The 732-nt window shown below is 43.3% G+C and carries 1 protein-coding gene; it reads right to left on the minus strand.

Translation table 11 applies throughout. The annotated features are described in order from the left end of the window. The coding region (locus tag HLA93_RS20405) for a reverse transcriptase family protein (RefSeq protein WP_222196269.1) at positions 1-661 on the minus strand (661 nt) is incomplete at its 3' end. Between the last annotated feature and the right edge of the window lie 71 nt (positions 662-732).

Genomic DNA, 732 nt, shown 5'->3' on the forward strand with positions numbered 1-732 from the left:
TGCGTCGGAATGCAAATGTTCCGAAAGGACAAGTGAACGTTGTCTTTTCTTGATCCTCGGGGTAAACTGCTATTTGATTATACCCCGAATATCCATCTAAAAAACAGTAAAAACTCTGCCCTGAAAGCCTCTCAAGAATCTGATCAATATAGGGAAGGGGGAAGTGGTCTTTCCTAGTCTTGGAGTTCAGTTTTCTGTAATCAATGCAGACTCTCCATCCAGCGGTAGCCCTTGTGGGGACTAGAATACCCTCGTCATTGGCTATCACTGTGATGCCAGACTTTTTAGGAACCAGTTGAGTAGGTGATACCCACTCACTATCTGATATTGGGTAAATGATACCCGCATCAAGTAATTTCAACACTTCCTTTTTAACAACCTCCTTCATGTTTGGATTTAGCTTACGTTGGGCATCCCTAGACGGGTTTGCTCCTTCCTCTAGATGAATACGGTGCTGACAGATTGATGGGTCAATTCCCTTCAGATCGACAACTGTCCATCCTATGGCTAGTTTGTGCTTTCTTAAAACCATCAAAAGGTTACCTTCCTGTTCTATATTTAAAAGAGATGATATAATCACAGGCAAGGTCTTATTATCATCTAAGAAAGCATACTTGAGGTTAGCCGGTAAAGGTTTTAACTCAAGCTGTGGTAGAGACACGAATGATGTGGGACATGGGGTACTGGCATTGGTGGGAAGCGGCTCGAACCTAGGTTGCCAGTAAACCCTTC

The sequence above is a fragment of the Modestobacter italicus genome, from assembly GCF_019799965.1.
Lineage (GTDB): Bacteria > Actinomycetota > Actinomycetes > Mycobacteriales > Geodermatophilaceae > Modestobacter > Modestobacter italicus_A.